This is a genomic window from Legionella gresilensis, from assembly GCF_900639865.1.
Taxonomy (GTDB): Bacteria; Pseudomonadota; Gammaproteobacteria; order Legionellales; family Legionellaceae; genus Legionella_C; species Legionella_C gresilensis.
In genome coordinates, this window is sequence record NZ_CAAAHX010000003.1 from 252,309 (window position 1) to 276,194 (window position 23,886).

Here is a 23,886-nt window from a genome sequence, read left to right on the forward strand (position 1 = left end):
TTGTTCGCAGGATCCAATAGATCCTACTTCCTCACTGGATCCCGCGGATAAACCGTCATTTCTGCGAATAAAATGTCATCCCCGCGCAGGCGGGGATCCATAGACTTATAGGCATAGTATCATCACCAGGATGGGTTCCCGCCTACGCGGGAATGACAAACTATAAAAGCTCCAAACCAGAAATGACAAACCATGAACACTTAGAGCTTAGTAAAACTCTCTAATCTATATAATCTTTTATATTACGCAAAATACGCTCTTCGATAGGCTCATCTTGTACTGTAAAGCTAAATTTTTGTCCTGTGATCATTTCATAGAGCTTTATATATCGAGCTGAAAGCTCTTCAACTAATTCAGTAGGTGCTTGCGGCAATTGCTCATCTTTATAAGGATCACAATTTTTAGAAAACCATAATCTTAAAAATTCTTTATCAATATTTTCGGGCTCTTTACCTTCAGCTAAACATTGCTCATAACTATTGGCAAGCCAGTAGCGACTTGAATCAGGCGTGTGTATTTCATCAACAACAATAATATTACCTTGTTCATCGCGACCAAATTCATATTTAGTATCTACTAAGATTAAATTTTGCTGCTTGGCAAGTTCAACACCGCGCTCAAATAATTTAATTGCGAGTGCACTTGCCTCTTCCCAGTCCTCTTTAGTCATCCATCCTTCAGTAATGATTTCTTGGGGAGAAATTGGGCGGTCATGAACTTTTTCTTTTGTGGTTGGCGTTAGAACTGGAGTTTCTAATTTTTGATTTTTTTTCAGGCCTTCAGGAAATGCAATGCCGCAATACTCCCTTACACCCTGTTGATACTGGGTCCACAAAGACGTATTGGTTGTGCCTGTAATATAGCCTCTAACAACAAACTCAATCGGAAACACTTTACATTTTTTAGCAATAACTACATTTGGATCAGGCACAGCTAAAAGATGATTAGGTACAACTGAGGATGTTTGCTTAAACCACCAAGCACTTGTTAAATTAAGCACCTGTCCTTTATAAGGAATTAAAGCTAATGGTCTATCAAAAGCTGTTAATCTGTCTGTAGTAACAAGTAATACTTTGTCACCTAAATCATAGGTGTCTCGCACCTTTCCTTCTTGCCTAAGTCCTAATGAAAAATTAGTTTTATTTAGACAATATGGCATTGCGGCCCTGATTTTTTCGCGATAATTATCCTTTATATCTGTAGAATTCATGTGCGTATTGATTCCCAATAATATTAGTTAATAAAATTTCATCTATTATCAAATTAATATTTCCATGCTCACTCTTAAAGTGCCATAAAATACTATGTGTTATAGATTCAACATCTGAAATAAAATAATGGTCGCTCAATGTTTGCTTTGCACGTTGACCTACTAAATTATCTTTAGCCCGTATTAAGCAAAAGTAATCATTTTCATTAGTGCGCGCTGGTAATTTAACTTCACGCTCTTTTCGATCACAATACAAAACACCACTTTTTTTAATTTTTTCAAGGATTTCTTCTGAATCCTCACAAGCAATTTCCCAATGAATAAAACGACTTACAGTCACGGGAATACCCAGTTTTCTTAACGTTTTTTGTACGGTTAGGGCATGGTTATCTGTAATAATTGATTTAATTAAACACTGTTTATGTTTAGGCGGTGCAACAAAAAGTGCTGGCTTAATTACTGTATTTTGATAAGAATTAATTTTAGATTCATGGGCAGGTTGCGATGAAATAATGTAATCTCGCATAGAATGAAATAAAAGATCGCCATTCGTAGTCCGCTCAGGATGTGGCATCATCGCCAGGACATTACCAGTAACATTACTAATTGCAGCAATATTATCTACTGAGCCATTTGGATTTACTGGAAAATCACTAATAATTTCACCTTGCTCGTTACAATATTGCAGCAAGGTTAAATTATTCTCCTTAATTGCTTGCAAACAAGATTCAGAGATAATAAAGCGCCCTTCTGCATGAGCAACGGGCAAGTGAATAAGGTCGTTAGGTTTTAAATAACGAGTAAACGCGGAGCTTTTATTAGATTGACTAGCTAAGCGCATATTAACCCAAGCATTATAAAAGCCCATACCTAAAATTTTGCCATCAGCTATACGCTTATTTTCTGTTAATGCTATCTCAGTCTGTGCTAAGCCAGGAACTAAGCCAGATTCTAATAAGATTTGCGCGCCATTACAAATACCAAGCACAGGTTTACCGAGCTCACTTTGGGCTTTAATTTCTTTAATAACAGGATCAAGGGCCGCAATAATGCCAGCTCTAGAACGATCCTCGTATGAAAAGCCACCGATAATAATATAACCATTAAAGCTTTTTAATTTTTCAAGTGACTCATTCCACAAAAATTCGACCGGTTGCATGCCTGCACGCTTTATTGCTAAGGCAGTTTCGCGTTCGCAATTTGATCCGGGGAATTGAATTAAACCAATATGGATCATAACAACTTCACCTCAGACTTACCTGGAACAACCTGGCCTATTTCATAAAGTGGAAAAGATGGAAATTCAGCTTGTAAAAATTTATTTAAAGCAACAAAATTTTCAGCTGATAAAAATAATACTAAACCTGCTCCCATATTAAAGGTTCGGTACATTTGATTATCATCTAAGTGCCCTAATTCTTGTAGGAAGTAAAATAAAGGTTGGGAAGGAATTTTTTGCTTAGCAACTTCTACAGTACAATTAGTAGGCAAAATACGAGGTATATTTTCAAGTAAGCCACCACCCGTTATATGTGCCATACCGTTTATACCAATTCCTCTTTGTAACGCGCTTAAAATAGGTTTAGTGTAATTGACATGGGGGGTTAACAATGCTTCGCCTACTGTTTGACTTAAATCATCAATATATGTCTCAACGTTATAGCCTGCTACCTCAAACAATAACTTTCGAGCCAGTGAATAACCATTTGTATGCAAACCACTTGAAGGAAGCGTTGCAACAAAATCCCCAGGTTGAATAGCATGCCCTAAAATAGCTTTCCCTTTTTCAACAATACCTGTAACAACGCCTACCAAATCATGCTCGCCAGGTAAGTAGGTACCAGGCATTTCAGCAGTTTCACCACCTACCAAGGAAATATCATTTTCAAGACAGCCTGCTACTATACCCTTAACAATTTGCTCAATAACCTCAGGCTTTAACTTATCATTTGCAATATAATCTAATAAAGTAAGCGGTTTTGCACCTAAAACAATAATGTCATTGGCCGTAGCACTTACTAAATCCATACCAATGGTGTCGAATTTTTGCATCATTTTAGCGACCATCATTTTGGTCCCGACCCCATCGATACTTTGAACCAGCACAGGATGCTCATATTCTTCTAAAAGCGATTTAAGGTCATACATTGCCCCAAAGCTGCCAATATTAGTTAAAACTTGCGGTGAAAAAGTACTTTCTACAGCTTTTTTAATCGCAAAAACGGCTTGATTGCCTGCATCAACATCTACACCAGCTGCTTTATAATCAATACTTGTCATTAGGTTAATTTCTCCCTTAAGCCTTGTTGCCAAGCAGTTTTGGCAAGATTAATAGCTAAATGCAATTGGCCATTTATTTTAAGAATAGGCTCTCTTGTTGTTTTACCTATATTTTGAAAGGGTACTGAGAAATTATCAAAAATCCCTTCGATTGCTGATAAATCTTTCCGTGCAACCTCAAGAATAAACCCACCCGTTTCAGAAAAAAGCTTTTTCTCAAGAGACAAAGGGCCTGCTATCTCTATATCAATACCAATATTGTTTTTAAAACTCATCTCAGCAAGGGCGACTGCTACGCCACCTTCAGAAATATCATGTGCTGATAAGATTAGATCACTTTTAATGGCAGAAAAAACGGCTGTGATTTCTTGATTAAATAAGTTTAAATCTGGCTTTGGTAACTGATTACCAAGGCTATTAAACAATTGATAATAAACACTCCCTCCGCACTCATCCCTACGCTCACCAACTAATAATAATGCTGAGTCAGGCTGTTTTAAATCATAGGTTAAAGCATTGCGATAATCAGTTAATAAGCCTAAACAGCTAATAATGGGGCTTGGCGGAATAGCGCCCTGCTCTGATTCATTATAAAGCGATACATTACCAGAAATAATAGGAAGTGTCGTCTGTGGGTCATCCGGCCATTGTACTGCTTTACAAGCATCAACAATGCCTTTTACCGATTCGACAAATTCACCCATTTGATTAAGTTTTTCAGGATTACCAAAACACAAACAATCTGTGAGCGATAAAGGCCATGCGCCGACTGCAATAACATTACGTACTGATTCACAAACAGCATTAACAGCGCCCCAATAAGCATCAATTTTGTTATAACGAGGATTGTGATCAAGCGATAAAGCAACACCAGTTAACTGGATTTCAGGTGGATATTTATCCTCATTAAAGGGGGCAATAACGCCAGCATCAGCCCAGCCTGATTCAATAACTGCTCTGCCTTGAACTTGCTTATCATACCGTTCATAAATGGGCGCACGTGATGCAATATTTTCATGAGCTAATAGTTTTAACAAAATAGCGTTTAAATCATTCGCATCTATATTGCTCGGCTCAGGGTTTGTATCCTTTTTATACTCATAGGGTCTATCGTATAGGATGCCTTGGGTAATATCTTGCGCTCTTGCTGAAACAATAGGCTCATCATCATAATGAACAACATATAATCCATCATGACGTAAACTACCAATAACAGTTGCACAGGCATTATCACAAATATCAGGTAAGGCAAAACGTTTATTATAATGATCTAGGATAATAGGCACTAAATGTTCAGGTACTGCCCACATAAATCGTTCTTGAGTTTCTGAACATAAAATAACAGCAGGCAAGAGCCCATCCATGCTTGTGGGGACTAAATTTAGATTAACTTCAGCGCCATACCCGCCTGCATCTGCTAGTTCAACTGATGCACATGCAATACCACCGGCGCCTAAATCTTTAAAACCAACTTGATTAATAAGGTTTTTTTCCCGCAGCCATTCAAATAAAGCATAATTTGCTTTAAGAATATGTCGTTGTAAAAAAGCATTAGGTTCCTGAACCGCGCCTTTATTGTCTTCCTCTTGGGCAACATCTAGGTTAGCAGAAGCGAAAGCTGCGCCACCAAAACCACTATTATCGGTTGGTTTACCTACTAATATGAATTTATAGTTTTTAGCATTAGGCGGTACATAAGAGTGAATGACCTGATCTTCACGAACAACACCTAGCGTTACTAAGGTAACTAGACAATTTTCATTATAGGCATCATCAAAATAAGTATCACCTGCTATATTAGGTATACCTAAGGGATTTGCATAACCTGCAATACCCTGAATAACACCTTCTGTAATCCAATTAGTTTTCGTTTTATTAATATCACCAAAGCGTAAGCTGTCAGCTACTGCTATAACTTCTGCGCCCATACAACTTACATCACGGACATTACCTCCAACACCGGTTGCTGCCCCTTCATACGGTACAAGCTGGGAAGGATGATTATGAGATTCATGGCTAACAACGATCCCATAGCGGTGACCTTGATGATCAGTAGCTACAGAAACAATGCCTGCATCCTCTTTTGGACCCAAAATAACATGTGGTGCCGAAGTGACAAATTGACTTAAATATTTACGACTACTTTTATACGAGCAATGCTCTGACCCTTGAATAGACCAAAGTATACATTCTGCATAGGTTGGCGGCCGCTTAAGTAGTGAATTTTGGATAAAAAGAGCTTCATCAACAGTCAAACGCACATTAAATTTATTAAGCAGGTGAGCAATTTCTTGTGAAGAAAGCGAGGCAAAATCAAAAAAACTAGGTACTTCTTGCATAGACATCACTATCACGGGAGCAAGGGTCGATAAAGCAACTATTATTTTATTAAAAATAAAATTTAATCAACACATTTTTCAATAATTTTACATTTCCCCTGCGAGTAAAATTTATTTATTAGCTACAAAAAAACTAATTAGATCTTTAATTACACTCTATAATTTATATAAAAACTGTCTGTCTAATTTTAGGATAGCATATGAAAATTTCTCGCACAGACTTAACAAAAGCTGTGGAAGAACAGATCATTAGTCCCGAACAAGCTGAAACCTTATATCAATTTATTAAGCAGCAAGCTAACCGAGAGGTTTCCTTTAATTTTACCAATGTTTTATATTACCTGGGGGGCCTAGTAGCTATAGGCGCAATGACTTTGTTTATGACGCTTGCTTGGGAGAGTTTTGGCGCTTGGGGCGTTCTTGTTATCACCTTAATTTATGCTTTAGTAGGCCTAGTACTTACAGCCTTGTTTGATAGAAAAAATTATAAAACGCCTGCGGGGATTTGCGCCACGTTTGTAGTTGCCTTAACACCTCTAGCCATCTTCTCATTACAAAAAGCGCTAGGCTATTGGCCTACTGACGATGCGCATTATCGTGATTTTCACACAACTATCCAAGCGCAATGGATCATGATGGAGTTTGGCACTTTAATGGTTGGACTTATTTTAGCATGGATTTATCGCTACCCCTTTATGATTATGCCCATTGCCGTAACACTTTGGTATATGTCTATGGATGTCGCTGAATTAATTATGGGAAATTATGTCGATTTTGAATTTAAAGCCATTTTTTCTATGTATTTTGGCCTAGTCATGATTCTTGTTGCTTTTTGGGTTGATGTTCGTTCTCGACATACAGTGGATTATGCATTTTGGTTATATATATTTGGTGTTATTACCTTTTGGGGAGGGATGACAGCTCAAAGTTCTGATAGTGAACTTTCTAAGTTTTTTTATCTGTGCATTAATCTATTGATGATAGGCATTGGCGTTATTTTAGTAAGACGCGTTTTTGTTGTGTTTGGTGGTATTGGCTGTTGTATTTATTTAGGTCACTTGGCTTGGCAAGTCTTCCAAAATAGTATTTTATTTCCTGTTGTGCTTACCATTATTGGTCTATTCATTATTTATTTAGGGACTTTATGGCAGAAAAATGAAGTAGCTTTAACACTTAAAGCACAATCATTTCTACCCAAAACTTTACAAGAATTACTTAAATCGCGCGAATAATATTTTTATTAATTTATTATAAATTAATTAAAAAAAGCTTTTATAGTATGATAAATAGCAAAAATAAACAAAACGATTAATAAAATTACTGTCCTTACTGCAGAACTAACGCTTTTATTGATAGGCTTACTACCTTCATTAATATTAACATTTAAACCATAGTCACTTACTAAATTATAATAGGTATCTTTATCAACAACGATAGCTTGAGGTGGCAGTTGTGAAGACTGTGGTTGCACAGAGGATGATTTCTTAACAGCTGTCCCAATAGCTAAAAATTCAACTAAACCATTTCCTAATTGATATACATATGTTTTGACTCCTACAACATCATCAGCACTAATTGCTTTTGCTGCATCATTAATAATACCTAACGAATTCTCTCGAGCATCATAAATTAACCGTGATAACTCCGTTAATTCACCGCGAGCAAAGGATTTAATTGCTGAAGTAATTCCACCAATTACTCCTAAGGAATAAACAGAAGTTCCTAATAATAATTGTAAAGGCATATAACCTAATGAGGCCATGTTCCACATTTCAATGTTAGTCATATCACTTGTAATAACAGCATCAGCGGTATCGCTAACCAAAAATGGTGCCTTTGATGCCGTGCCAATCATTAACATCTCATTGATACCTCCAAAAGGTAAGATAGTTGTTTGAATTCCTAATACGGCATTTGCATGGTTAGCCATCGCATGTGCTTTAATCCGTTTTAAAGCTAAATGGCGAGTATCATTAAAAATATTTGAATATTCTGTTATCTCTCCTCTTCTAAGCGTCTTTATACTACCAATAATTCCTCGGCCAACACCCATTGAGTAAGCGACATTGCCTAAGGCAAAGCAAATAGGCTGATAACCTGCATCAAGTTGGGCATAAAGCTCTTGACCATCAGCTGAGGTTGAAAATAGTTTTAAACCTGGATTATTTGATCTAATGACAGAACCAATCGATAGAAATTCTAAATTTGCACCATGCAATATTAACTGACTAGTTACACCAGTAATACCTGAAGCGTTATGAGCCTCAGCCTCTTTAAACATGCGCTTCAGAGCTGTTTCACGCCCTTCTTCAATTAAGCGGGTCACCTGAGTTAATTCACCGCCTAACATAGCTTTTAAATTTGAACCTACACTGCCGATAATCCCTAAACTATGCACGCTATTCCCAACAACAATATTACCCGGCAAAAACCCTTTTTGAGCCAAACAAAAGAGCTCATTTCCTGATAAGCCTGTTGTCACTGTCATGCTTCTTCCTTTTTTTTAAAATCTTTATTAAATTACGCATTTTAAAGTTAGCATACTATTTATGCAGTGTTCGCTTTTTAAACTTACCTTAATTATTTTCATGCTCTGATTTAATACTTTTTAAACCGCTAACAGGTATATCAATGTTATAAATATAATGTTGAATAATTTGTTTTACCTGTTCACCTGTTAAAGGTTTAGTGATCGCTCCTTCCATATAATAATCGTCACAATCATACTTAACAACATCAGCTTGATAGCCCGTAAGTGCAATAATAGGTACATGAAATGAAGTATCTTTCTCCATTTGGCGGATTCTTTTTGCCATAACGTAACCTGAAGTATCTTCAAGGCTAATATCCATAAGGACAATATCATATTTACCCGGCATAAAAAGCTTTGCTACTTCACCCTCTGAAGGAGCAACCTCAACTTTGCAATCGAACTGCATAAGTAATGCTTGGCCTGCTTTTTGGGCAATAGCATTATCTTCAACTAATAATACTTTAGGCCTATCTTTCTTAGTTTCTTTAAGATGAGTTGAAAGAGACACAGGGTTAGGTTTAGCATTATTTTGCTGTAATTGTTGTTTAATTTTTTCAAGTTGCTCTGTTAATAACTTTTTCTCAGTAATATCTATTAAAATTACCATTAACCCTTCGACTTGATCGGCTTGTTTGAAAAGAGGTATTCGGGTAGCAAGATAATAAGTAGCCTTTCCTTCTTGATTAAGCACCGGATTTTCCTCAACAGAATAAGCGGGTACACTAGAAAGCAGCGCATTAATATCATCTCGCTTAAGCATTTGTGACCTTTCTTCTGACCACTCAGCAAACGTTACTAACCGTTGGTAGAAGCTCTCCTCTAGTTCAGATAAGTCAGTAAGGCCCAGCAAGGTTAATACATTTTTATTACAGCCAACTAATGTACAATCCTTATCAAGAATATAAACGAGATTAGGTAAAAAATTGATGATACTTTGATAATATTGCTGAAGCACAGAAACATCATCCTGATTTACTAGATTTATCTTACTAGACATGCTAATACTCCTAATTAAGCTGCATAAAAAGTATAGTACATTCTAAGGGATGCGCAGGAAGCTCAAGCTAGGTTAGGGCTTAAATAATTGATTATTTTAAATCAATAATATAGCGTCACCCCAAAAATTTTAAACAAGGCATAAGTGAAGTGAAATAAAGGAGTCTACATAGGCGTATTGTACTTTGCCGAATAAGCTTACAACGCCGTATAAAGCTTAGTGGGTGGCACTATACTAGCTTATTTTCAATGTTTAGGGATAAAGACATGGCAATTTCTTTACGAAATAGCTTAACTTACAAACTCAATAGTTATCTTAATTTAAAATTATTTAGCCTAGCTGCCTTAGGGGGAATTGGTGTAGGCTGTGCTGTGGTCTTTATCCGTACTTTAGTTAGTCATATTCAAATTTTCCTTTTTGGCGTTAACGTCAATGCACAAAGTGCAACAAATGTTGCTTGGGAAAGAATTACTGGCGTTACTACTATTGGTGGCCTAATTTTAGGCTTTTTTCTGCTTTTAATTAGCCGCTATGGACGATTAACACCTGTCGATCCAATTGAGGCTAATGCCGTTGAAGGTGGAAAAATGTCTTTTCTAGATTCACTCTCTTTTGTCGGATTATCTATTGCATCCATTTCTATAGGGGGTTCTGTAGGTTTTGAAGCCGCGATGACTCAATTAGGTGCAGGTACTTTAAGTACTATAGGCCAACGTTTAAAATTAGAACGGCAAGAATTACGCTTACTGGTTTCTTGTGGTACAGGTGCTGGCATAGCTGCTATTTTTGGCGCGCCTCTAGCTGGAACTTTTTATGCATTAGAATTAGTAGTGGGTGGGTATGCTACTCGTGCTTTAATGCCAACATTATTAGCTAGTGCCCTTAGCAGTTTTATGGTTTATATGTTTCTTGGTTATGAGCCACTTTTTAAGGCACATATCACCGAACACCTTACACTCTGGCACTTTCCATTAGCTATTTTTATAGGTTTTATGTCAGCTATTATTGGTATTATTGTCATGCGAGGCACCACAAGCTTTGAATCAATATTAAAACGACTACATATCCCTGCTTTCTTAAAACCAGCAATTGGTGGATTTCTGTTAGGTTTAATTGCGCTTATTATTCCTCAAGTGATGGGCCCTGGACATTATGCTATTAATGAAATGTTGGCTGGCTCAAAAATATTAAGTATCACTATTTTAATGCTCTTAGCCAAAATTGCAGCTTCTATTGTCTGTGTTGGCTCAGGATTTCGAGGCGGTTTATTTTCTGCCTCCCTTCTGCTAGGCGCTATTTTAGGGTGTATTATTCATTACCTTATTGTTTTACCTATTTTTGGTGACGCTATACCGCTTGATCTTACAGTCGTTGCTGGCATGTCTGGAGTAGCTGCATCTATTATTGGTACACCCTCAGCTATCATCCTTTTGGTATTAGAAACGGCCAATCTAAATTTAGGTGTCTTTTCAACCGTGGTTTCCGTTATTGTGGCAAGTTTATTAACCCGCTATCTTTTTGGTTATTCATTTTCTACTTGGCGTTTTCACATTCGTGGTTCAGATATTACCGGTCCCCAAGATATTGGCAGATTAAAGGCACTTACTTTTAACGACTTACCTTTGATTAAACTACCTTCTCTGAAGGCTGATACACCCATTTCCGAGGCGGCTCTAATTGCAAACCGCGCCCAAGTTAATTACCTAGCTATTACAGACAATAAAGATAATTTTATAGGGCTTATTGCTCAACAAATATTAGCTACCGAATTAGGAAAGCCAGTTCCTTTATCACTTTATAATTTGATAGAAAAAAAGATTCCATGTGTATATCAAAAGGAGTCTATTGTTAACTATGTTGATTCTATTAAAGAAAATAAAATAAAACGACTAGCGGTGATTAATGAGCATAAACATTTCATTGGGCTTGTATCAGAGGTGTCTATTTTACGGCGATATTTAATTGAGGTTTTAGCGGTACAGGAGGCTGAATTAGAACAATTAACTCCAAAAAGCTAACAATTAGCTATTTAACTACTGGTTTATCTTTCAAAAGTAAAAATCTCTTTATGTACTTTACTCAAAACAAGGCAATACAAATAGCATTTAATGAAACTAATATATTTAAAAGTTAAAATTTTTTTGAATTAATTATCCAAATTGTGTTAAAATAAAACAATTAATTGCTGTAATATAGTCCTTCATAACTATATTACTCATGGCTAATGGGTTTAGAATGGCAGAAGTAAAAATATGTTTTGTTGGTGAATCAGAAGCCGGGAAAACTGCTTTAGCCAAGAGGGTAACTCTACTTCATGGAATACAATTTAATCTCAGCAAATATAAGTATGGCCCAACCCATCCAATAGATTTTTTTATAACGAAATTGGCTATGGATGGCAAGGAACATATAATCAATATTTATGAATTAAGCAACGATGAAACCTATATCACATTCCATCACTCCCTAATAGAAAAAGCCGATCTTATTGTTTATTGCGTGGATATGTCCAAATTAGATCAAAAGGGTCAATTTGAACTACATAGCGAAGCATTAAAAAAATGGAAAAAGAACTTTCCAAATGCTAATTTGCTGTTGGTAGGCACAAAGAGTGATAAAGTTGATGAAGTTAATAAGAAAAAAAATGAAGATGCTCTTAGGAAATTATCCCAGCAAAATTCTATACCATTTATGTTTGATTCTAGTGCTGTTCCTAATATCAGTGCTATAGAGAGTTTACATCAAGAGTTTTTTAATTTAGGAGAAAATTTAGAAAATAGGATAAAACCAGAAAAAGCCAGCAAGCAATCCTCCATAGCTACTCCAAAAGAAGAGGTATCGGATCACATTCCAAGCAAGATACCAAAAGAAAAAAAGTTAACTTATCCTTCTAGTTATAGAAAAATTTGTAATAAAGTAGGAAGAGCATTAAATGAGAAAGTAAAACCAAATGACAGCTTTACAACATCTTCACCAGTCAAGCAACGCTCAAATACAACCCTCTCTCCAAAGCGACAACCGACTCCAATATCCTCTCCAATTATACGACGTTCTAAGCAAGAATCTGTTCCTAAATCTAATATGGAGAATGAACAAAACTATTATCGCGCCTTAGCATTATTAGAAGATTATTGTAAAATGGCCAAGAGTGATTATTTAAAAAGTCACCAAAGTGGAGCTGGTCGACTATTCTCAGCAGTACGTTCTTATTTTTGGTTAACTTTAACATGTCATCTTCGACGTCATTATGTAGATAACTTACGTATGTTTCTAATAAATCATGAGAATCTTTCTGATATAGATAAAACTAAGAAAAGTGTAGGCTGTCTTATAAGTCGACTACAAGATATGCTCAATAATAACAGTATTCGGCTAACATCAGATAGTAGTTTGGCAAAACGAATGAACTATATACAAGAAAACCTACTTACGCCTATCAATGAAGGGCCTACTCCTAACTAACCACTAACCACATCTATTTCAGGCTCTGCAAAATTGAACTAACTTGCAGGATAAAATTGACAATTTTCTAAAGATTCCGTACAAACATAACCACCTAGGGTCTCAATCCAACGATAATCAACACGTGCAGGAATTTTTACTAAAACAGGCCACCAGATAGAATAATTACCTAAACTATTTTTATAAAAACAAGCCACTCCACGACTATAAGCACCGGCAACTAAAATATTAGCCCGAACGAACTCAGTATTATCATCACCTTGTGGTTTATGCTCAGAAAAGGGATTTTCCTCCCAAGGTTTAGGTATTTCACCCCATTTTAGCGAACTTGCAAGTGGATCAGGACAAGTGGCAGCAAAGGTTAAAGAGCAAAATAGACTCATCAGTAAAGCTATACAAAGAATTACTCTTTTCATTACTACCCTCTCCGTTGCATTCTTACTATGATTATTAAATTGCCTTATTTTATTGTCAATTTTTTTTACCTTTAGAATCAACTATTGTTTAAGTTCATTTCTTTGTTATAATCCCCCCACGTGCCGGGGTGGCGGAATTGGTAGACGCGCCGGATTCAAAATCCGGTGGTGGTGACACCGTGTGGGTTCGAGTCCCACCCTCGGTACCAGACTAATGCACTAGTTTCAAACCAGTTAATTCTAATTCTTTTTCTTTAGTTTGATCCTTGATCTTAATTAAAAAAGGGATAAAACCTAAAGCTAGAATGAATGATAGTTGATATAAGCCTACCCAACCAAACCACATTTGTAATAAAGCAGCAACTGGGCCTGATAAAATACGAGGCAAGCTCGAAAGAGCTATAAAGGCTGCAAATTGCGTTGCAGTAAACTGCTGATTAACAAGCCGCATAAACAATGCTACTAAAGCAGTTGACCCCATGCCAGCAGCAACATTATCAAATACTACCGCAACGGCAAACAAAACAAAATTTTTACCTACTATTGCTAAAGCAATAAATAAAAGATTAGTAAACGCTTGAATAAGTCCAAAATAAAATAATGCTTTAAATAAAGAAGCGCGTATCAGTACAAGACCTGCTACGAATCCACCTAATAAAAGAGCACTAATACCTAGTAGCTTATTAATATAACCAATAGTGTCAAGTGAAAAACCAATTCCCTGAATTAGAAAAGGCATCACTATACCGCTTGTTGTAGCAGTAAATGCTTCTCCTAATTTATAGAAAAAAATAAACCATAATAGCGAAAAAATATTTGGACGCTGCATTAAATCTTGAATTGGTTTTAAAAAAGATAATATTAAATTATCAGGTTTATCAATCTGAACAGTGGGTTCTTTACTGTATAACGTTGCGATAATTCCTATACCCATTAACAAACCCATACAATGATAGGTCGCAGACCAACCAAAATAAGAGGCTATAATTAAAGCACCACCGCCTGTAATCAGTAAAGCTAACCTATAACCAAATACGGCAAATGAAGCGCCTAAGCCATGTTCATTAACAGCGAGGTACTCAACTCGATGTGCGTCAATAGCTGTATCTTGCGTAGCTGAAAGAATAGCTAATATTAAGGCTAAAAATGCTAAAGTATATGCTGAATCACTAGGTTTAAACATTGCCATTAAATTAAAACCAATGCATAAACTAATTTGAGTGATTAAGACCCAGCCACGCCTTTTACCTAAAGATAAAGGTGTATAGCAATCTATAAATGGTCCCCATAACACTTTATACAAGTAAGGGAGCCCAATTAAACTTAGCATACCAGTTGCTAATATAGACATGCCACTATCGGCAAACCAAGCTTGCAAAGTACTTGTAAGTAAAGCTAGTGGGAGACCAGATGAAAAACCTAATAAAAATACAATCCATATGCGTTTATTCATCTTAATTATTTTTTATTTGCCTAATTAATTAGCCTAAATTAAAAAAACACTTATAGCCAAAGCTATAAGTGTTTTAATTTAATTAAGCGTCAGCGCCAGAAGACTTTTTGACAGAAATTAAATGAATTTTAAAAATTAAAGTTTCATTAGGACCAATAGCACCACCGATACCTCGTGGGCCATAAGCTAAAGAAGGTGGGAGATAAACTTCCCAAGTTGAACCAGCAGGCATTAATTGTAACACCTCAGTCCAGCCAGGAATAACTTGCGATACTTTAAATTCTGCTGGTTTGCCAGACTTTTCTGTACTATCAAATACCTGACCGTCAATAAGTTTTCCTGTGTACTCAACTGTAACTGTATCATCTTTACCTGGTTTTGCACCTTTACCAGTTTCGAGTGGCTTGTACTGTAAACCGCTAGGCAAAGCTACTACGCCATCCTTTGATTTATTTTGATTTAAAAACGCGTCACCTTTTGCTTTATTTTCCTCAGCTTTTTTAGTGAATTCAGCGTTTCTTTTTGTCATTAGATCTTTTTGAAATTTGTTTAAAACATCTTTCATTTGATCATCAGTTAATTGAAGTTGGCCGCCACTCATACCATCTTGTAAACCCTTAGCCATAGCAGAGGGACTAATATCAATACCTTGCTTTTTAAAATTCCGTCCTAAATCAGCACCAATACTATAAGATAGTTTGTCCATGTCACTGCTTAAATTGGTACTAGTGTTAGATGTTGTTGTGGCACTAGCATTAGTACTATTAGCACTAGAATTAGTACTATTTGTAGCATTAGTAGAGTCTGGTGCAGCAAAGGCCGTTGAGACTACTAAGCTTATCGCGGCAGCAACTAATTTCATCTTCATAAACAATTCCCCTTGTTAACTTCGTAAGATTTAAAATCATGAAAAGTGCCTGGTTATTTTGCCTAAATTTAATTTAAATTGCTAGTTATAGAAAGATTACAACTATTAAAACCTAAACAATGTAAATAAAAAAACAACTTTATTTATCCCATCTGCTAATTTTTTAACGTTTTTACAATCAAAATTTAGCTAATTTAAACTTTTTTTACTCTTTTTAGCGTATACTTATATTGTTTATAACAAGCTTTCCTTCTACACTTGGCATTTTATTTCTTTACCTTAAAACCATGAGTATTAGCCTCTTTGATTTATTTTCTATCGGAATAGGACCTTCTAGTTCACACACTGTTGGCCCTATGCTTGCTGCTAACACATTTATTAAACAAGTTGAATTAGAGCAAAGTTTATTAAACGTTAAGCGAATTAAAATAGAATTATATGGCTCTTTAGCATTAACAGGTAAGGGCCATGGTACTGATAAAGCTATTCTTAATGGTCTTGAAGGAAAACTACCTGATACTGTGGATCCCGATAGCATGGTGCCAAGGATGCGAGAAATCATTAGTACGCAAAAAATAAAACTAAATGGTAGTCATGAAATTCCCTTTAATGACACACTCGATTTCTTATTTCTGCAGAAAGAATTATTACCTAAGCATAGTAATGGCATGCGATTTATTGTGTATGATGATAATGACAATATTCTCTTAAGTCAGATCTATTATTCTATTGGTGGAGGCTTTATTGCTACTGAAGAAGAAATGGACCACGTTGCTTTAATAGAAAATAATCTTCCCTATCCTTTTTCTACTGCTGATGAATTATTGCGCCATTGTCGAGAAAATAATTTCACCATCGCCGAATTAATGATGGTCAATGAACAAACTTGGCGAGATACAACATCTATTAAAGAAGGGATTTTAAAAATTGCCAAAGTTATGACTGATTGTATAGAAAGTGGCTGTCATCATGATGGTATATTGCCTGGTGGCTTATTACTAAAAAGACGGGCGCCTGAACTTTTTAAAAAACTAACTAATCATCAGGGAATTAAAAGTAGCTTTGAACATGCTGATATTATGAACCGCTTAAATTTATATGCGATGGCGGTTAATGAAGAAAACGCCGCTGGCGGCCGTATAGTTACAGCACCTACAAATGGCGCTGCCGGCATCATTCCTGCTGTTTTAAAATATTGCCAAGAAGCACATCATAAGTTAAATGAAGAAGATATATATAATTATTTCTTTACAGCAGCAGCTATTGGCATTCTTTATAAAAAGGGAGCATCCATTTCGGGCGCTGAAGTAGGTTGTCAAGGTGAAGTAGGTGTTGCTTCTTCGATGGCCGCTGCTGGCCTTGCAGCAGTCCTTGGCGGTACAATCGAACAAATTGAAAATGCCGCTGAGATCGCAATGGAGCATCACTTAGGTATGACTTGTGATCCTGTGTTAGGCCTAGTGCAAATTCCTTGTATTGAGCGCAACGCCATGGGTGCTGTTAAAGCAGTTAATGCTGCCCGTATGGCGCTTATGGGTGATGGTTGTCACTATATTTCTTTAGATAAAGTAATCAAAACTATGAAGCAAACTGGCCTTGACATGCAAACCATCTATAAAGAAACTTCTATGGGTGGTTTAGCAGTCAATCTACCTGAATGTTAATTTTTAATTAAAGTATGGTAAATAGTTTATCCCATCTAAGTGCTGCGGCTTGTTTGGTATTGTTGCATAAATAGCTGTCCCCCTCCCTATATGAACTAATGTCATTCGGCTGCGCGGGTGGGATAGGAAAACTATGGATTGACCTGCTTTTGCATATTCTAAAAGCAGATATGTATTTAAATTATTCATTTAAAATTTTATTAAATATACATTCTTTGAGAGCAGATTATACTTCCTCGATTAATTAAACTGCGATAATCATCCTTCAATATTTGCTCCCTTTAAACTATCTTTTACACTATAAATGGAAGATCTCTTATTTTATAGCATTTTGGTAAATGCTAATCTTATGAAGAACTCTGCTTATTTATATCTTATTCATTTCTGCAATTATTTACGCAACAATGTCAATTCATTTATAACCTTTTGAATTCAAAAGTAAATTATGCATGCTATTTTTAGGGTTAAAAGATAATTTGCTATACTAATTAATGAAACGACTCATGAGGAAAGATGATATGCCTAATAAACCTTTAAGTAATCCCACAGAATTTTTAAGCGCTTATCAGGCTTATTTTGATATACATGATAACACTACCGGTTCATTTTTCACGGAAGCTATGACAGATGCCACTACCTCAATAGATAGGAAAGCATATTTTTAATGAATTAAAGGGGATTAATGGTAGTAGATTGGATGATGATTTGGATGTGGAAAATGCTACAAAATTATTTAATATGGAACAAAAGATTGTCGATTACGTAGGGAACAATGAAGCACCATTAGAATTAAGAATAAAATTATATGATTTTGCTGAGGAATATAAGTTTTCTGATAGATGCTTGTCTAACCCTCATGACCTGAAGCTGAGTAGCGAAGCGGATAATGAGGAGGAAAAAGGCCACCATAATAATCCTCTATAAGGGTGTGCGGATTTTTATTGTTGTAAAGAATTGTACGTAATGTACCAATATAAAAATTTAATTAATTTTTATATTGGTACATTAGCATGAAGTTTGGTAACTGCAAAAAGGCTATAGTTGTTGATAGATGTAGTTATCTAAATGCATTATCAATGGCTGCCTTTAAAGAACCAAATTGAATGATATTTTGCTAATAATATTTTTTAAACGTGCCGTAATATTAGTTTCTAACGAATAAAGCCCTTCTTTTATATTGATAAACTAGCACCAAACTCATGATGAATATCCATTCACCAATTAATAATTCTACAAAAGCTAATAATAAATTTGTAGAAAGCTTACTAATAATGATCACAGCTATTGTAGCGCTGCCCATATTAATAAAGCTCATTATAGCAGCCCCGCTAGCTTTATCTGATAAAGCATTAGAAGCAATAAATGAAGCACTAGCTAAAACAATACTACTAAAAAGATATAAATGAGTGGTGCTGAGAAAAAACCACAAAGGTGAATTTGATTGTAACTTCCACATAAGTAATAAGTTTATAATACCCAGTAAACTCATTCCTAAACCCATTACAACAACGTCAATAGGCTTATATCTTAGCAGCAACTTTCTGGACCATAGACCGCCAACAAGCATGCCAAACATATTAATTAAATTCCACGTTCCGTACTCAGCAGGCGATAAGTATAAATAATCGCTAGCAATATGCGGTGCTACAGCAGCAAAACAATAACTAATAATTGTACAAAAGCCAACAGCTAAGGCAAAAATAACAAGCGTCTCGCATTTTAGAGCTTCTTTATAATTGTTAAGGATGGTTTTAATATTGATTGGTTTCTTTTGAGTAAGCGTTTCTGTAAATAAAAAAGTTCCTAGGAACATCACTATATTTTGCAGTAATAAAAGTATAAAACAGCCTGACCATAACCAATATTCTGTAATTATGCCTCCAAGGCTTACCGCTAAACCAATGCCTACTGTAGCAGATACAATTGTATAAGCCATTGCAGTTTTTCTTTGCTCAACTGGTAACAATTCATTAATCAACATATATGTGCAGGATAAGCCACTGGCAGATCCTAGTGCCGCTAATAAGCGCCCTAACTCAAATAGCTGGTAATTCATATAATGTGCAGCACAGATGCAAAGTAGATTGCCTGCAAAATAAACTAATAAACCTGTCCGTAAAGCAAAAAGGCGCCCAAACCTATTCGCTATTGGACCATAAATCAATTGACCAAAGACATAGCCTACTAAAAAGAGGCTAATTAACCATTCCACCTCACTTTGATTTAACTTAAAATTTGCTTGAATAAGCGGTAAAGCAGGAGTAATAATAACGCCCGCAATAGAGGGAACCGATAAGTAAGCTAGCAACAAGGCTATTCTTGCGCGTGATATCATCAATATGCTCCTATAGCTATTTCCACACACTATAGTTAAATTGATTTGTAAGATAAACCTAGGTAATAGTTAATTAAAGTTAACTATAAGTTAATAATCTAGATAAAATTGATAACCCTGTTTTTCTGATTGATAAAAATGATCACTTATAGCATAGCCAACTATCACTGCTAATTTTTGGTTAATATAGATTAATGGAATTTCATCACGAAGCCATGGAGGCACATGCCATTCTTGCAGTAACTTTTTTAAAATTTTTGTTTGCTTGCGCCAATAAAAACGCTCCCCACCACGGCGAAAATGAATAGAAATGCGCGCCCCTTCAGGTAAAACTAATCCTTCTTGGCTTAAATTGGCTTTTAAAGTTCCTAATGCGCCCGGCAATTTTAAATCATTAGGAAAATTAACCCATTCTATAGAATTTAAATTTTTTTGCTCTTTCTTATTTATTAAGTAAAGGGTATTTTTATAGCGATAGATACAAAAATCTCCCCAGCTAAGCTCTGGTCTACTATCTTCTCTAGCTTCTATTACTTCAGGTAGCAATCTGTTAAAAATTTTAGCTTCAGGTAGGTAAAAAGTATTTTTCCTAAGCCAAGCCCTTAAAATATTTTGTTTTCTTGCTCTATTGAGACCTTGTAAAGGTATAAGCGAAAGCTTATTGCTTACGCTATTTAAATTTGGATAATCCAGATGGGCTAACTCATTAAGATTATTTTGAGCTTCCTGGCAATGACGTGCTGTACGCGCTAAATTAATAGAAACTTGCGGCCAACGTAATTGGATCAGCGGGATAACTTTCTGTCTTAGAAAATTCCTTGTATAAGCGCAATCAAAATTACTTTCATCCTCTATCCAATTCAAACCATAGTGTAAAGCATAAGACTTCAGCAAACTACGAGGATAGGTCAGTAAAGGTCGTGCTAGATAACCTTGACCAAAAGTTCGCCAATCAGCCATCGCAGAAAGACCCTCAATACCTGCGCCTCGAAACAATTTAAACAATACAGTCTCAGCTTGATCATCCTGATGATGCCCAAGTATTAATGCATCATTTTCTTTAACGATTGAATGAAAAAAATCATATCTTGCTTGCCGGGCTCTTTCTTCAACATTAGCATTCTGATTAAAGCTTACTTTATAAGTTAAAAAGGCTACTTTAAAACCCTGACAAATCTTCTCGCAATGAGTTTGCCAAATTTCAGCATTGGAACTTAGACCATGGTTAATGTAAATTGCTGTTACTTTATTAGCTAATAACGTTTCCTTACTTAAGGCATGTAACAATACTGTAGAATCAAGACCACCACTAAAACCAACATATAAAGCATGACAATACTTAAGTTGATCAACCCAATTAGGCGTTAAAAGCGTGTCAATTAGCAGCTCCCATACGCATAAATTTTTCGTAGCGCTGATCAAGTAATTCATTCATGGGTAATTCTTTGAGCGCTTGTAACTCTTCTAAAAATAAGCTTTTTAAACGGGCAGCCATCGTTTCAATATTCCGATGCGCGCCTCCTAAAGGTTCTTTAATAACTCTATCAACTAAACCATGCTCAAAAATTTTATCAGCTGTAATACCCATGGCCTTTGCTGCTTCACTGGCTTTACCCGCATCTTTCCATAAAATGGAGGCACAACCCTCAGGGGAAATGACTGAATAAATACCAAACTGCAACATCATAACGCGATCCCCCACCCCAATTGCCAAGGCACCACCAGAGCCTGCTTCACCCGTTATCGTACAAATAATAGGCGTTTTTAACTTAGCCATTTCTAGCAAATTTCGAGCTATTGCTTCTGATTGATTACGCTCTTCAGCACCAATACCAGGATAAGCTCCCGCGGTATCAATGAAAGTAAAAATAGGTAATTGAAATTTTTCGGCCATTTTAAATAAGCGTAAAGCTTTACGATATTCTTCAGGCCTTGCCATACCAAAATTACGATAAACTTTTTCTTTAGTACGCTTGCCTTTCTGATGACCTAATACTAAAACTGGCTCATCATTTAAACGGGCAAGCCCGCCTATAATAGCAGGTGCAGCTGAATAATGCCTATCACCATGCAATTCTTGAAAATCGGTAAAAATATTTTCAATATAATCTGTCGTTTGCGGTCGCAGAGGATGTCTTGCCATTTGGGCAATTTGCCATGGCTCTAAGTTTGCAAAAATAGAAGCAGTTAATTCTTCGCACTTCGCTTCAAGTCGGGCGATTTCCTCACTTAAATTGACTTCATTATCATTTCCAACCATGCGCAATGCTTGAATTTTTTGATTTAACTCTTCAATAGGTTGCTCAAAATCTAAAAATTGTAGGCTCATACATTACTCGTTGGCGAATTACTTCTCGTACGCTATGATACCTTTAACTGCCTTTTGATGCTACCTTTGACTCCATGAACTCTTCTTTATTTGAAGTAATATCCACTTATGATTTTGAACTTGCTCCTAATCGCATTGATATTTGGCAATTTTCTCTGACACAAGTGCCTTTTAATCTAGATGGAATTTTAAATGAAGAAGAATTAGCGAGAGCAAATCGATTTTACTTTCCTCATCATAAACGTCGATTTTCAATTGCTCGCACAATGTTACGTCTAATTTTAAGTCGCTACTTACAAATAGCTCCAAACAAGTTAATATTTTCTTACAATAAATATGGCAAACCTTCTGTAATCAATAGTAAGCAACTAGAATTTAACGTCAGTCACTCACAAGATTTAGCCCTTTTAGCTATTGGCCAACAATTTCCTGTAGGTGTTGACTTAGAGTTTTTTTCTGCAAGACCTTATAAAGGTATCGCGAAACATTTATTTTCGCTACAAGAGCAAGAAAAATTAGCCAACTTACCTGCCTATTATCAAGCTCTAGGTTTTTTTAATATTTGGGCCCTAAAAGAAGCCTTTATTAAAGCTTGCGGCATGGGACTTAGCTATCCTACTGAGCAATTTTCAGTAAATATGTCACCTTGTGGCCGACAAACAGTATTTGATTCTCTCCGCCAGCAACTTGTTTCTCTCGTATCATTTATGCCGACCATAGCCTGTTGTGCAGCTTTATGCGCTGATCCCAGAATTTCAACACTACGCAAAATAACCTTGCCTTCTAATCAAGATTTTTAGTTTAAAAATATATCTCATAACCTTATTATTTGCATTTGCTTATCATTGAGCACGATTAGTTAATTGCTACTGTATTTTCCTTATTTGAGACATAAGTCAATTTGTTGTTAATAAAAGTGATGGTAAAATAAGCGAAGCTTTTATAATGCAGATCATTTCATGAAGCGATTTACTTCAATTCAACATCAATTACTTGATTTTCTTGCTAACGGTGATTGCAAGAGCGGTAACGCCATAGCAAAAGAGATTGGCGTATCGCGTACAGCCATCTGGAAACAGATTAGTCAATTAACCGATTTTGGCTTGGATATTAAGCGCAATCCCCGGCAAGGGTATCAATTAACTCATCCATTTATTGCTTTGAATGAAACAACAATACGTTATTATCTTCAACGGTTAAATTATAAAAAACAATTAAACTTAGATTTGTTTGCCGAAATTGATTCAACTAATCGTTATTTAAAAGACCTACCTAGTAGCGCAATTACAACCATATGTTGTGCTGAAACTCAAACCCAAGGGCGCGGGCGTTTTGGACGTAAATGGGTTTCCCCTTTTGGCGAAAATATTTATTTTTCCGGACGCTGGCAACTAAATTGCTGTATTTCTAAACTTTCAGGACTTAGTTTAGCCATAAGCTTAGCCATTCTATCAAGCTTAAAATGTAATAATATTCAAAAAGATATTTATTTAAAATGGCCAAATGATTTATTGTGGCAAGATAAGAAATTATCTGGGGTTTTAATTGAAGTAATAGCTGAAGCTAATAGTTGCATAGAGATAATTATTGGTATTGGTATTAATGTTAATACTAAAAATAAAAGTTCCTCCGAATCACCTTGGTGCTCACTATATGACATGACAGGCTTATATTTTGATCGTAATCGATTAATTGCCTCGTTAATAACAAATTTAGATTTATCTTTGAAACAATTTTTAGACCAGGGCTTTAAATCTTTTCATGATGAATGGCAGCAGGTTGATTATTTAGATGGCCATTATATTACCGTTTTTCAGCCTCACTTAACTTTAAGCGGCCATGTTTGCGGAGTAAATGAGTTAGGGCAATTATGCTTAATTGATGATAAAGGAAAATGCCATTACTTATCATCTGGCGATACAAGCTTAAAAAATCAAGCTTTTACAAATAAGTTTGCCCCAAGTTAAGCTATGTTACTCGGGGACTGGATGACTGCGAGT

The 23,886-nt window shown here is 35.8% G+C and carries 20 protein-coding genes and 1 tRNA gene; 9 read left to right on the forward strand and 12 right to left on the reverse strand.

Annotated features, from left to right (window positions below):
* Positions 1–220 precede the first annotated feature (220 nt).
* From E1P04_RS04775 to purL, 4 genes are read right to left on the reverse strand one after another with little or no spacing between them, the layout of a single operon-like run.
* Positions 221–1,210 carry a phosphoribosylaminoimidazolesuccinocarboxamide synthase gene (locus E1P04_RS04775; protein ID WP_242604386.1) on the reverse strand — a complete coding sequence of 330 codons (990 nt, stop codon included), beginning with the start codon at positions 1,208–1,210 and terminating at the stop codon, positions 221–223.
* The gene (purQ, locus tag E1P04_RS04780) at positions 1,185–2,447 is read right to left on the reverse strand and encodes a phosphoribosylformylglycinamidine synthase I (RefSeq protein WP_131781778.1); all 1,263 of its coding nucleotides are present in this window, start codon (positions 2,445–2,447) and stop codon (positions 1,185–1,187) included. The genes E1P04_RS04775 and purQ overlap by 26 nt, the downstream gene beginning before the upstream one ends.
* A complete protein-coding gene (purM, locus tag E1P04_RS04785) occupies positions 2,444–3,490 on the reverse strand; it encodes a phosphoribosylformylglycinamidine cyclo-ligase (RefSeq protein WP_131781779.1) in 1,047 nt (348 codons plus the stop codon). The genes purQ and purM overlap by 4 nt, the downstream gene beginning before the upstream one ends.
* A complete protein-coding gene (purL, locus tag E1P04_RS04790) occupies positions 3,490–5,829 on the reverse strand; it encodes a phosphoribosylformylglycinamidine synthase subunit PurL (RefSeq protein WP_131781780.1) in 2,340 nt (779 codons plus the stop codon). Before purL ends, purM begins: the two co-directional genes overlap by 1 nt.
* 200 nt (positions 5,830–6,029) lie before the next feature.
* On the opposite strand from purL, the gene E1P04_RS04795 reads away from it, so the two are divergent.
* Positions 6,030–7,061 (forward strand): DUF2157 domain-containing protein, encoded by a 1,032-nt coding sequence (locus E1P04_RS04795; protein ID WP_131781781.1) that lies wholly within the window; start codon positions 6,030–6,032, stop codon positions 7,059–7,061.
* 23 nt (positions 7,062–7,084) lie between these two features.
* Here E1P04_RS04795 and E1P04_RS04800 read toward each other — a convergent pair whose 3' ends face one another.
* Both E1P04_RS04800 and E1P04_RS04805 read right to left on the reverse strand, forming a co-directional pair.
* Positions 7,085–8,317, reverse strand: coding sequence for a heavy metal-binding domain-containing protein (locus E1P04_RS04800; protein ID WP_131781782.1), 1,233 nt, complete (start codon positions 8,315–8,317; stop codon positions 7,085–7,087).
* Positions 8,318–8,405: 88 nt separating this feature from the next.
* Complete coding sequence (locus tag E1P04_RS04805; protein WP_131781783.1) at positions 8,406–9,359, reverse strand: ATP-binding response regulator; 954 nt, start codon at positions 9,357–9,359, stop codon at positions 8,406–8,408.
* Between the two features lie 266 nt (positions 9,360–9,625).
* On the opposite strand from E1P04_RS04805, the gene E1P04_RS04810 reads away from it, so the two are divergent.
* Together E1P04_RS04810 and E1P04_RS04815 are read left to right on the forward strand one after the other, a co-directional pair.
* Positions 9,626–11,377: a chloride channel protein gene (locus E1P04_RS04810; protein WP_165482676.1), complete on the forward strand. Its 1,752-nt coding sequence runs from the start codon at positions 9,626–9,628 to the stop codon at positions 11,375–11,377.
* Positions 11,378–11,594: 217 nt separating this feature from the next.
* Positions 11,595–12,821: a Rab family GTPase gene (locus E1P04_RS04815; RefSeq protein ID WP_165482677.1), complete on the forward strand. Its 1,227-nt coding sequence runs from the start codon at positions 11,595–11,597 to the stop codon at positions 12,819–12,821.
* A gap of 38 nt (positions 12,822–12,859) precedes the next feature.
* On the opposite strand, the gene E1P04_RS04820 is transcribed toward E1P04_RS04815, so the two are convergent.
* Complete coding sequence (locus E1P04_RS04820) at positions 12,860–13,237, reverse strand: DUF3757 domain-containing protein (RefSeq protein WP_131781786.1); 378 nt, start codon at positions 13,235–13,237, stop codon at positions 12,860–12,862.
* Between the two features lie 122 nt (positions 13,238–13,359).
* On the opposite strand from E1P04_RS04820, the gene E1P04_RS04825 reads away from it, so the two are divergent.
* A tRNA-Leu gene (locus E1P04_RS04825) sits at positions 13,360–13,446 on the forward strand.
* Positions 13,447–13,448: 2 nt separating this feature from the next.
* Here E1P04_RS04825 and E1P04_RS04830 read toward each other — a convergent pair.
* Entirely contained in the window at positions 13,449–14,690 is a 1,242-nt protein-coding gene (locus E1P04_RS04830; RefSeq protein WP_131781787.1) for an AmpG family muropeptide MFS transporter, read from the reverse strand.
* An 82-nt stretch (positions 14,691–14,772) separates the two neighbouring features.
* Entirely contained in the window at positions 14,773–15,558 is a 786-nt protein-coding gene (gene bamJ, locus E1P04_RS04835; RefSeq protein ID WP_165482678.1) for a BamJ family beta-barrel-assembly machinery protein, read from the reverse strand.
* A 287-nt stretch (positions 15,559–15,845) separates the two neighbouring features.
* On the opposite strand from bamJ, the gene E1P04_RS04840 reads away from it, so the two are divergent.
* The 3 genes from E1P04_RS04840 to E1P04_RS04845 all read left to right on the forward strand — a co-directional run bounded on the left by E1P04_RS04840 (position 15,846) and on the right by E1P04_RS04845 (position 18,146).
* Entirely contained in the window at positions 15,846–17,222 is a 1,377-nt protein-coding gene (locus tag E1P04_RS04840) for an L-serine ammonia-lyase (protein WP_131781789.1), read from the forward strand.
* A gap of 518 nt (positions 17,223–17,740) precedes the next feature.
* Positions 17,741–17,887: a hypothetical protein gene (locus E1P04_RS17575; protein WP_165482679.1), complete on the forward strand. Its 147-nt coding sequence runs from the start codon at positions 17,741–17,743 to the stop codon at positions 17,885–17,887.
* 28 nt (positions 17,888–17,915) lie between these two features.
* Complete coding sequence (locus E1P04_RS04845) at positions 17,916–18,146, forward strand: hypothetical protein (protein WP_131781790.1); 231 nt, start codon at positions 17,916–17,918, stop codon at positions 18,144–18,146.
* Positions 18,147–18,366: 220 nt separating this feature from the next.
* Here E1P04_RS04845 and E1P04_RS04850 read toward each other — a convergent pair whose 3' ends face one another.
* The 3 genes from E1P04_RS04850 to E1P04_RS04860 all read right to left on the reverse strand — a co-directional run bounded on the left by E1P04_RS04850 (position 18,367) and on the right by E1P04_RS04860 (position 21,886).
* Positions 18,367–19,557, reverse strand: a complete 1,191-nt coding sequence (locus E1P04_RS04850) for an MFS transporter (protein WP_131781791.1) — start codon at positions 19,555–19,557, stop codon at positions 18,367–18,369.
* Positions 19,558–19,647: 90 nt separating this feature from the next.
* A complete protein-coding gene (gene tilS, locus E1P04_RS04855; RefSeq protein WP_131781792.1) occupies positions 19,648–20,988 on the reverse strand; it encodes a tRNA lysidine(34) synthetase TilS in 1,341 nt (446 codons plus the stop codon).
* Complete coding sequence (locus E1P04_RS04860) at positions 20,933–21,886, reverse strand: acetyl-CoA carboxylase carboxyltransferase subunit alpha (RefSeq protein ID WP_131781793.1); 954 nt, start codon at positions 21,884–21,886, stop codon at positions 20,933–20,935. The genes tilS and E1P04_RS04860 overlap by 56 nt, the downstream gene beginning before the upstream one ends.
* Positions 21,887–21,960: 74 nt before the next feature.
* On the opposite strand from E1P04_RS04860, the gene E1P04_RS04865 reads away from it, so the two are divergent.
* Both E1P04_RS04865 and E1P04_RS04870 read left to right on the forward strand, forming a co-directional pair.
* Positions 21,961–22,686, forward strand: a complete 726-nt coding sequence (locus tag E1P04_RS04865; RefSeq protein WP_131781794.1) for a 4'-phosphopantetheinyl transferase family protein — start codon at positions 21,961–21,963, stop codon at positions 22,684–22,686.
* A 159-nt stretch (positions 22,687–22,845) separates the two neighbouring features.
* Positions 22,846–23,853: a biotin--[acetyl-CoA-carboxylase] ligase gene (locus E1P04_RS04870; RefSeq protein WP_131781795.1), complete on the forward strand. Its 1,008-nt coding sequence runs from the start codon at positions 22,846–22,848 to the stop codon at positions 23,851–23,853.
* Positions 23,854–23,886 lie beyond the last annotated feature (33 nt).

What these genes read in the sequence shown, in the direction of transcription:
- E1P04_RS04775 (WP_242604386.1), bottom strand. Translation starts at nt 1,210, where the DNA reads ATGAATTCTACAGATATAAAGGATAATTATCGCGAAAAAATCAGGGCC.
- purQ (WP_131781778.1), bottom strand. Translation starts at nt 2,447, where the DNA reads ATGATCCATATTGGTTTAATTCAATTCCCCGGATCAAATTGCGAACGC.
- purM (WP_131781779.1), bottom strand. Translation starts at nt 3,490, where the DNA reads ATGACAAGTATTGATTATAAAGCAGCTGGTGTAGATGTTGATGCAGGC.
- purL (WP_131781780.1), bottom strand. Translation starts at nt 5,829, where the DNA reads ATGCAAGAAGTACCTAGTTTTTTTGATTTTGCCTCGCTTTCTTCACAA.
- E1P04_RS04795 (WP_131781781.1), top strand. Translation starts at nt 6,030, where the DNA reads ATGAAAATTTCTCGCACAGACTTAACAAAAGCTGTGGAAGAACAGATC.
- E1P04_RS04800 (WP_131781782.1), bottom strand. Translation starts at nt 8,317, where the DNA reads ATGACAGTGACAACAGGCTTATCAGGAAATGAGCTCTTTTGTTTGGCT.
- E1P04_RS04805 (WP_131781783.1), bottom strand. Translation starts at nt 9,359, where the DNA reads ATGTCTAGTAAGATAAATCTAGTAAATCAGGATGATGTTTCTGTGCTT.
- E1P04_RS04810 (WP_165482676.1), top strand. Translation starts at nt 9,626, where the DNA reads ATGGCAATTTCTTTACGAAATAGCTTAACTTACAAACTCAATAGTTAT.
- E1P04_RS04815 (WP_165482677.1), top strand. Translation starts at nt 11,595, where the DNA reads ATGGCAGAAGTAAAAATATGTTTTGTTGGTGAATCAGAAGCCGGGAAA.
- E1P04_RS04820 (WP_131781786.1), bottom strand. Translation starts at nt 13,237, where the DNA reads ATGAAAAGAGTAATTCTTTGTATAGCTTTACTGATGAGTCTATTTTGC.
- E1P04_RS04830 (WP_131781787.1), bottom strand. Translation starts at nt 14,690, where the DNA reads ATGAATAAACGCATATGGATTGTATTTTTATTAGGTTTTTCATCTGGT.
- bamJ (WP_165482678.1), bottom strand. Translation starts at nt 15,558, where the DNA reads ATGAAGATGAAATTAGTTGCTGCCGCGATAAGCTTAGTAGTCTCAACG.
- E1P04_RS04840 (WP_131781789.1), top strand. Translation starts at nt 15,846, where the DNA reads ATGAGTATTAGCCTCTTTGATTTATTTTCTATCGGAATAGGACCTTCT.
- E1P04_RS17575 (WP_165482679.1), top strand. Translation starts at nt 17,741, where the DNA reads ATGCCTAATAAACCTTTAAGTAATCCCACAGAATTTTTAAGCGCTTAT.
- E1P04_RS04850 (WP_131781791.1), bottom strand. Translation starts at nt 19,557, where the DNA reads ATGATATCACGCGCAAGAATAGCCTTGTTGCTAGCTTACTTATCGGTT.
- tilS (WP_131781792.1), bottom strand. Translation starts at nt 20,988, where the DNA reads ATGAATTACTTGATCAGCGCTACGAAAAATTTATGCGTATGGGAGCTG.
- E1P04_RS04860 (WP_131781793.1), bottom strand. Translation starts at nt 21,886, where the DNA reads ATGAGCCTACAATTTTTAGATTTTGAGCAACCTATTGAAGAGTTAAAT.
- E1P04_RS04865 (WP_131781794.1), top strand. Translation starts at nt 21,961, where the DNA reads ATGAACTCTTCTTTATTTGAAGTAATATCCACTTATGATTTTGAACTT.
- E1P04_RS04870 (WP_131781795.1), top strand. Translation starts at nt 22,846, where the DNA reads ATGAAGCGATTTACTTCAATTCAACATCAATTACTTGATTTTCTTGCT.